8 protein-coding genes and 1 pseudogene are annotated in these 7,669 nt (G+C 70.5%); 3 read left to right on the top strand and 6 right to left on the bottom strand.

The features are described 5' to 3' along the window. Positions 1–355, bottom strand: a 355-nt coding sequence (locus GT354_RS12945; protein ID WP_202511831.1) for a DAK2 domain-containing protein, incomplete at its 3' end; no start/stop codon positions are given. A gap of 317 nt (positions 356–672) precedes the next feature. On the opposite strand from GT354_RS12945, the gene rpmB reads away from it, so the two are divergent. Then, positions 673–858 (top strand): 50S ribosomal protein L28, encoded by a 186-nt coding sequence (gene rpmB, locus GT354_RS12940; RefSeq protein WP_079026714.1) that lies wholly within the window; start codon positions 673–675, stop codon positions 856–858. A 136-nt stretch (positions 859–994) separates the two neighbouring features. Here rpmB and thiD read toward each other — a convergent pair whose 3' ends face one another. Both thiD and GT354_RS12930 read right to left on the bottom strand, forming a co-directional pair. After that, entirely contained in the window at positions 995–1,795 is an 801-nt protein-coding gene (gene thiD, locus GT354_RS12935) for a bifunctional hydroxymethylpyrimidine kinase/phosphomethylpyrimidine kinase (protein WP_161356450.1), read from the bottom strand. Between the two features lie 57 nt (positions 1,796–1,852). Next, on the bottom strand, positions 1,853–2,803 hold the full coding sequence (locus GT354_RS12930) for a thiamine-phosphate kinase (protein WP_161356449.1): 951 nt from the start codon (positions 2,801–2,803) through the stop codon (positions 1,853–1,855). A 163-nt stretch (positions 2,804–2,966) separates the two neighbouring features. Here GT354_RS12930 and GT354_RS12925 point away from each other — a divergent pair, with 163 nt between their 5' ends. Beyond that, a complete protein-coding gene (locus GT354_RS12925) occupies positions 2,967–3,203 on the top strand; it encodes an Lrp/AsnC ligand binding domain-containing protein (protein WP_161356448.1) in 237 nt (78 codons plus the stop codon). 139 nt (positions 3,204–3,342) lie between these two features. Further along, positions 3,343–3,849: a DUF3515 domain-containing protein gene (locus GT354_RS12920; RefSeq protein WP_161356447.1), complete on the top strand. Its 507-nt coding sequence runs from the start codon at positions 3,343–3,345 to the stop codon at positions 3,847–3,849. Between the two features lie 39 nt (positions 3,850–3,888). On the opposite strand, the gene GT354_RS12915 is transcribed toward GT354_RS12920, so the two are convergent. The 3 genes and pseudogenes from GT354_RS12915 to GT354_RS12905 all read right to left on the bottom strand — a co-directional run. After that, complete coding sequence (locus GT354_RS12915) at positions 3,889–5,031, bottom strand: D-alanine--D-alanine ligase family protein (protein WP_161356446.1); 1,143 nt, start codon at positions 5,029–5,031, stop codon at positions 3,889–3,891. A gap of 100 nt (positions 5,032–5,131) precedes the next feature. Beyond that, positions 5,132–6,136: an NAD(P)H-dependent glycerol-3-phosphate dehydrogenase gene (locus tag GT354_RS12910; RefSeq protein WP_161356445.1), complete on the bottom strand. Its 1,005-nt coding sequence runs from the start codon at positions 6,134–6,136 to the stop codon at positions 5,132–5,134. Between the two features lie 332 nt (positions 6,137–6,468). After that, a pseudogene (locus tag GT354_RS12905) lies at positions 6,469–7,143 on the bottom strand (lysophospholipid acyltransferase family protein); the annotation flags it as partial. Between the last annotated feature and the right edge of the window lie 526 nt (positions 7,144–7,669).

Raw genomic sequence — 7,669 nt, 5'->3', positions numbered from 1 at the left:
CCGCGGCGTACGCGGCGTCGGAGGCCGTGGCCAGGGCCCGGGCCAGCGCGAGCCCGGCCGGCAATTCGTGCCCGGCCGCCTGTGCCGCGGCCTGCTCGACCTCCAGGCGCTCCGCCATCCCGCGCAGCAACTGGCTCAGGATCACCCCCGAGTTGCCCCGCGCGCCCATCAGCGCGCCGTGCGCGAGGGCCCGGAAGGCGGTCGGCAGGTCTGGCCCGGGAACGTCGTCGCGGGCGAACAGCGCATCGACCGCATCGGTCCCCGACTCCAGGGTGAGGAACAGGTTCGTGCCGGTGTCGCCGTCCGGCACCGGATACACGTTGAGAGCGTCGATCTCCTCGCGCGCTCGCCCCATCAGATCCAGCGCGGCGCGACACCAGCGGCGCACCGCCGGACCGTCCAGCTCTCCCAGCAGGCTCTGCACGCCCACCTCCTGTACGAATCCGTTTGCGCGCGTCCGTCCGCCGGCAGGCTATCGACCCGGGGACCGGTAAAGCCGCCCGCCCGTATGGGTTAGGCTTGGCGGGAAGCATGACGAGATCAGCTGATCGCCTATGCCCGGATCATCCCGGGTTCGCGCATCCCTTGGTTCGTCGGTTACTCTTCTGCGGTTGTCCGGCATTCGCCGGCACGCGTTCGTACGCAATTCCCATTCGTCTTTGGAGTGTTCCCGTGGCTGCCAACTGCGACGTCTGCGGCAAGGGGCCGGGCTTCGGCAACAGCATTTCGCACTCTCACCGCCGGACGCCCCGTCGCTGGAACCCCAACATCCAGACGGTCCGCGCGATGGTTGGTGCCACGCCGAAGCGCCTCAATGTCTGCACCTCTTGCATCAAGGCGGGTAAGGTCTCCCGCTAAGTTTGTATCGCTCGAAGGGCCGGTCCACCGCGAGGTGGATCGGCCCTTCGGCGTACCCGGGGCACGAGAGAGCGGACGGAAACGATGTGGGCGCCGAAAGCGGGTCTCGGCGCCCTCGACTGCGAACGTCGTGTGGTCAGCGCCCCGGTCGCCAGTGCCATGCGTGGTCCACGGGGCCGATGCCCTCCCCCAGGGAGAAGCCGGCTTCGATGGCGCCGGTCACGTAGGTCTTGGCCGCGGCCACCGCTTCGGGCATCGATCGACCCAGCGCGAGGTGGGAGGCGATCGCGCTCGCGAGCGTGCAGCCGGTGCCGTGGGTGTGGCGGTTGTCGTGGCGCGGGCTGGTGAACCACCGTTCCTGCTCGCCGTCGAACAGCAGGTCGGCGGCTTCGCCTTCGAGGTGCCCGCCCTTGACCAGAACCCACGACGGGCCGAACGCGAGCAGTGCCTCGGCCGCGCCGCGCATGTCGTCGCGCCCGTGCACCGTGCGCCCGGTGAGCAGTTCGACCTCGTACAGGTTGGGCGTGACGATCGTGGCGACCGGCAGCAGCCGCGTGCGCAAGGTGTCGAGCGCCTCGTTCGCGAGCAGCGTGTCGCCGTGCTTGGAGGACGCCACCGGGTCGACCACAACGGGCGCGTCCGCGCCGGTGAGCAGGTCCGCCACGGTCTCGACCAGGGCCGGCGACGCGAGCATGCCGGTCTTGATCGCCTGGACGCCGATGTCGTCCACGACACTGCGGTACTGCGCGCGCACGGCCTCCTCCGGCAGTTCCCAGTAACCCTGGACGCCGAGCGAGTTCTGCGCCGTCACCGCCGCGATCACGCTCATGCCGTGGACACCGAGGGCGAGCATCGTCTTGAGGTCCGCCTGGATCCCGGCACCACCACCGGAGTCGGATCCGGCCACCGTCAGGACGCGCGGAGGAGTCTGCACCATGCCCGAAACCCTATCCATCGGCCGGTGACGGTCCTCGGGGCCGCCCTTCGACTCCGCCTAACCCCGCCCGAAGTGGTCCCATCCGCCTTGCAGCCCCGGGTCACGTCCGTCGACCGAGACCCCCTTGCCGGCGTGGACGCGGCCGATCACGCGCCAGCGCGCGGGCAGCGGGGTACCGGCGGGGAACGTCGCCACCAAGGCGTGGTCCTCGCCGCCCGAGAGCACCCAGTTGAGCGGGTCGGCGCCCAGTGCCCGGGCGACGTCGCGCATCTGGGCCGGGACGTCGAGCCGCGACGACAGGATGTCGATCCGCACGTCGGAGGCCCGCGACACGTGGCCCATGTCGGCGAGCAGGCCGTCGCTGATGTCGATCATCGAGGTCGCGCCGAGCGCCGCGGCACCGGGCCCGGCGTCGTAGGGGGGCTCGGGTCGCCGGTGGGCCTCGACGAACGCCCGCGGCGCGCGGTGTCCGTGACCCAGGATCGCGAGCCCCGCGGCCGACCAACCGAGCCAACCCGCGACCGCGAGCACGTCGCCGGGACGCGCGCCCGAGCGGACCACCGGGGCCCGCCCCTGGAGGTCGCCGAGGGCGGTCACCGCGACGGTGACCGTGTCGCCGCTCACCACGTCGCCGCCGGCCACCCCCGCCCCCACCACGGCACACTCGTCGCGCAGCCCGTCGTACAGCTCCAGCGCCCACCCCGCCGGCAGGCTCGACGGTCCCGCGAGGCCGATCAGCAGCGCGGTGGGCACCGCGCCCATCGCGGCCACGTCCGCGAGGTTCTGCGCGGCGGCCTTGCGGCCCACGTCGTACGCGGTCGACCAATCCCGGCGAAAGTGCCGCCCCTCCACGAGCAGGTCCATGGTGGCCACCACGCGCCCGTCGGAAGCGGAGACCACGGCGGCGTCGTCGCCCGGCCCCAGCGACACGTGCGGACCCGCCGGCACGCGTTCGACCAACGCACCGATCAGACCGAACTCGCCGAGATCGCCCAGCGTCCCGCTCATCGCCGCTCTCCTGCCATGCCCATCAGCCTTGATCCGCCTCGTTTGCCTGTTCGCATCGATCGATCGGCTTCCGATGTGGTCGCCGAGCCCCGCCGAGCCGACAATGGTCTCAGCAGCGGGGGTCACGCCAAGATCCCATCATCCTGCGCGTCGGGAGGCCGTGGTGGTACAGGCATACATCCTGATCCAGACCGAGGTCGGCCGTTCGGCATCGGTGGCCCGGCGCATCGCCGAGTTGCCGGGGGTGACCCGATCCGACGACGTCACCGGCCCGTACGACGTGATCGTGCGTGCCGAGGCCGCCGATGTCGACCAATTGGGCCGCTTGGTCGTCGCGGAGGTGCAACGCATCGACGGGATAACCCGCACCCTGACGTGTCCGGTCGTCAATCTGGGCTGACCGCGCCGGCACCTTCGCGGCCCGGGCGTGCGCACGCGAACCGAACGAGGCTTCCGGGAATCCCGGGTGCCTCGATTCGCGTCGCGCGAACCGCCCGCCGGTCGTGTCCGGCCCGGTGGGCGTTGGTTAGGATCGCGGCGTGTCTGCCTACCGACGGTCCTTGCTGTGCCTGCCCCTTGCCCTCGCCTTCGCGGCGGGGTGCACCGGTGGCGGCGGGGCCGGCCGGGTCGAGGTCGCGGCACCCACCACTCCCGACGCGGGCTCCGCCGCGTGTCTGGCCCTGCACGAGGCGTTGCCGCCGACGGTGATGGACGGTGCCCGGCGCAAGGTCACGCCCGAGTCGGCGGTGACCGCCGCGTGGGGGGATCCCGCGATCGTGTTGCGCTGCGGTGTCGAGCGGCCCGCGTCGCTGCGGGTGATCGACCCGGACAAGGTCGGTTCCGAACCGGTCGACTCGGTCGAGGTCAACGGCGTCGTGTGGGCGTTCGCCAAGTTCGACGGCGGGGTGCGTTTCACCACGGTCTATCGCCGGGTCCGGGTCGAGATGACGGTGCCGAACAAGTTCGCCGAGCCGGCCGCGCCACTGGTCGACGTCGCCGACGCGGTCACCCGGACCAACCCGACCACGCTCGACCTGAACGCGTGATCGGGCGGCCGAGTCGTCGGCCGCCCGATCACGAGGCCCTCAGCGCAGCAGTCGGTTCGGTCGCCGCAGCGCCGCCTGGATCAGCCGGTCGACCAGTTCCGCGTACTCCACGCCGGACGCCTGCCACATGAGCGGGAACATCGACGACGGCGTGAAGCCCGGCATCGTGTTCACCTCGTTGATCACGAAGTGCCCGTTCTCCAGCAGGAAGAAGTCCACCCGGGCCAGCCCCTCGCAGGACAGCGCCTCGAACGCGGTGACCGCCAGGCGCTGGACCTCGGCGGTCTGCTCCTTGCTCAGCGACGCCGGCACGTCCAGCTCGGTGCCGTTGTCGGCGAGGTACTTCGCGGCGAAGTCGTAGAACTCGCGGTCTCCGCCGACTCGGACCTCGGCCGGCACGCTCGCGCGCGGTCCGTCCTCGAACTCCAGTACGCCGCACTCGATCTCACGGCCCGTCAGCATCGCCTCGACGATGACCTTCGGGTCGTGTCGGCGAGCCTCCTCGATCGCGTCGTCGAGGTCCTCGATGCGGTGCACCTTGGTGATGCCCATGCTGGACCCCGCGCGGGCGGGCTTGACGAAGACCGGGAAGCCGAGCGAGGACACCGCCTCGCGCACGGCCGCAGGGTCGCGCTCCCACTCGCGCGGCCGGATCGTGGTGTAGGGCCCGGACGGCAGGCCGAAGCCGGTGAACAGGACCTTCATGTACTCCTTGTCCATGCTCGCCGCGCTCGCGAGCACACCCGACCCGACGTACGGGACCTGGGCGAGTTCCAGGAAGCCCTGGAACGTGCCGTCCTCGCCGTATGGGCCGTGCAGGAGCGGGAAGACCACGTCGATCTCGCCGAGCAGCTTGGGCAGCGCACCGGGTTCGAGGGCGGTGATCTCGCGCGATGTGGGGTCGGCGGCGAGTACGAGGGCCGCGCTCGACTCCGCGACGTCGGTAACCGAGGGGAGCTTGTCGCCCTGGATCGCCAGTCGCGCCGGGTCGTCGCCGACGAGCATCCATCGACCGTCGGTACCGATGCCGATCGGCAGGATGTCGTACTTGCTGCGGTCGATCGCGGCCAGCACGCTCCCTGCGGTGACGCAGGAGATCGCGTGCTCGGAACTGCGGCCGCCGAAGACGACCGCGACTCGGGGGCGCGAGGTGTAGTGGGGGGTACCGGATACGTCGTTCATGGTCGGACGACCCTATCCCGCCCGCTGTTCGATCGCTCGAACCCCGGCGCGAGCGCGCGATTCGAGCGCGGCCCGGCCGGTGGGATCGGGCGGCGCCGGTTCATGCCTCGTAGCGCTCGGGCTTGGCCGAGCGCGACAGCAACGCCATGCCCACCGACGGCGGTTTGCCGTCGCTGACCACCGACACCACGACGTCGGTGATCGGCATCTCGACGCCGTAGCGCTGCGCGAGCAACTGCACGGATTCACAGGACTTCACGCCCTCGGCGATCTGGCGGCTCTCCCCCATGACCTCCTCGACGCTCATCCCGCGGCCGAGTTTCTCGCCGAACGTGCGGTTGCGCGCGAGCGGCGAGGCGCACGAGGCCACCAGGTCACCGAGCCCGGCGAGTCCGGCGAAGGTGTGCGCGTCGGCGCCCATGACCGCGCCCAGGCGGGCCGTTTCGGCGAGGCCGCGGGTGATCAAGGTGGCCTTGGTGTTGTCGCCCAGACCCATGCCGTCGGCCATCCCGACCGCGAGCGCGATGACGTTCTTGACCGCGCCGCCGAGTTCGCAGCCGACCACGTCGGTGTTCGTGTACGGCCGGAAGTACGGGGTGTGGCACGCGGCCTGGAACCGGCTCGCGACGTCCTCGTCGGTACACGCGATGACGCTCGCGGCGGGCTGACGCTCGGCGATCTCGCGGGCCAGGTTGGGGCCGCTGACCACCGCGATCCGGCCCTCGGGCACGCCGGTCACCTCGCGGATGACCTCGCTCATCCGGCTGGCGGTGCCCAGTTCGACGCCCTTCATCAGGCTGACCAGGATCGCGTCGTCGGACAACAGCGGCGTCCACACGGTGAGGTTGGCGCGCAGCGTCTGCGAGGGCACCGCGAGGATGACGAACTCCGCACCCGCCGCGGCCTTCGCGGGATCGGTCGTGGCGACGATGTTGGGCGGCAGTGCGACTCCCGACATGTACTCGGGATTTTCGTGCCGTGTGTTGATCGCGTCGACCAACTCCTGGCGCCGGCCCCACATCGTCACGTCGCACCCGGCGTCGGCGAGCACGATCGAGAAGGCGGTTCCCCAGGAACCCGTGCCGAATACCGCACAGCGCGTCATGCGCGACCCTCCTCGGTGCGCTCGACGCGCTCGGTGTCTTTGGTGAAGTCGGGGGTGTCGGGGGTGTCGGTGACTTTGGTGGCGTCGGTGACTTTGGTGACATCCGTGGCCTTGGTGACGTGCGTGGCCTTGGTGACGTCGGGTGCGTCCGTGACGTCGGTGCTCTCGTCCGCGCGACCGACGACCTGCGGATCCGCTTGCGTGGGGCCGGACTTCGCGAGGTCGGACGCCGCGACGGACCCGACGGGCTCGACCGGCTCGACCGGCTCGACCGGCTCGACCGGCTCGATCTCGGGGTTCTTCACGGACGAGCGGCGCAGCCCCGCGTTCGGCGGCGCGGGTTCGTCGCGCAGCTTGACGAGCAGTTCGGTCACCGCCTCCATGATCTTGTCGGTCGCGCCGCGCAGTACCTCGGCGGTGAGTTCGCGGTCGCGGAACGCGTCGAGGTCGACGGGCGGGCCCGCGAGGACGCGCATCGTCTTGCGCGGGAACAGACGCGGCCGCTTGCCGTACGGGGGCAGCAGTTCGTGCGCGCCCCACTGGGCGACCGGGATCACCGGCGCACCCGTGGTGAGCGCGATTCGGGCCGCTCCGGTCTTGCCCTGCATGGGCCACAGCGTCTTGTCGCGGGTGATCGTCCCCTCCGGGTACACCGCGACGCATTCGCCCTTTTCGATCGCCTCGACGGCCGCGCGAAACGCGAGGGCGGCATCGGCGGAGTCGCGGTACACCGGGATCTGGCCGGCTCCGGCCAGCACGCGCCCGACGAACGGGATCTTGAAGAGCCCCGACTTGGCCAGGAACCTCGGCACGCGGCCTGTGTCGTACTGGAAGTGGGCGTAGGTCAGCGGGTCGACGTAGGAGATGTGGTTCACCGCCGTGACGAACCCACCCGACGTCGGGATGTTCTCAGTGCCCCGCCAGTCACGCTTGGTGAACAGCAACAGCAGGGGTTTGATCACCACGACCGCCAGGCGGTACCAGAAACCGATCCTTCGGCGGGCCACCGGCGTTCCTCCCGTTCATGACTGCATGGGGTGTAGACGTAATTACGGCGAAGTTCCGCTGCCGTGTCGCTCCTCACACAATCGACGTTCTGCGCGTGAGCGCTGAACATGATTCTGTACAAGCGGACCCCATAGTTTCCCTTGGGCCTTCCGCATTGTCGAGAAACGTCCTCGTCGACCGGTGAGGATATGGGCTAACGGTACGGATGCGAGGATCTTGCCGATGTCCCCCGCCATGGATTCCAGGGCCCGGCGCCCCGCCGCCGGCAATAGTCGTTCCGATACCGGACCCACGAACGCGTGGCGGCTCGTGGTGCCGGTCAAACCACTGTCGATCGCAAAGAGTCGACTCGCGGGCACGATCGGGCCTGGGCATCGTCCCGAGTTGGCTCTCGCGTTCGCGGTGGACACCGTGCGGGCGGCGCTCGCGTGCGAGCGCGTGTTCGCGGTCCTGGTGGTCACCGACGACGCGCGGGTCGCGGCGGCGGTACGCGCGGCGGGCGCGGACGTGGCGGCCGACGTCGGC

Source organism: Streptomyces sp. SID3343 (assembly GCF_009865215.1).
Classification (GTDB): domain Bacteria; phylum Actinomycetota; class Actinomycetes; order Streptomycetales; family Streptomycetaceae; genus Embleya.
The sequence above is the reverse complement of the archived record's forward strand: the minus strand, read 5'-3'. Positions and strand labels throughout refer to the sequence as shown.

Excerpts from the sequence above, each read along its gene's own strand:
- GT354_RS12930 (WP_161356449.1), bottom strand. The coding sequence starts at position 2,803 with ATGAGCGGGACGCTGGGCGATCTCGGCGAGTTCGGTCTGATCGGTGCG.
- GT354_RS12910 (WP_161356445.1), bottom strand. The coding sequence starts at position 6,136 with ATGACGCGCTGTGCGGTATTCGGCACGGGTTCCTGGGGAACCGCCTTC.
- thiD (WP_161356450.1), bottom strand. The coding sequence starts at position 1,795 with ATGGTGCAGACTCCTCCGCGCGTCCTGACGGTGGCCGGATCCGACTCC.
- GT354_RS12915 (WP_161356446.1), bottom strand. The coding sequence starts at position 5,031 with ATGAACGACGTATCCGGTACCCCCCACTACACCTCGCGCCCCCGAGTC.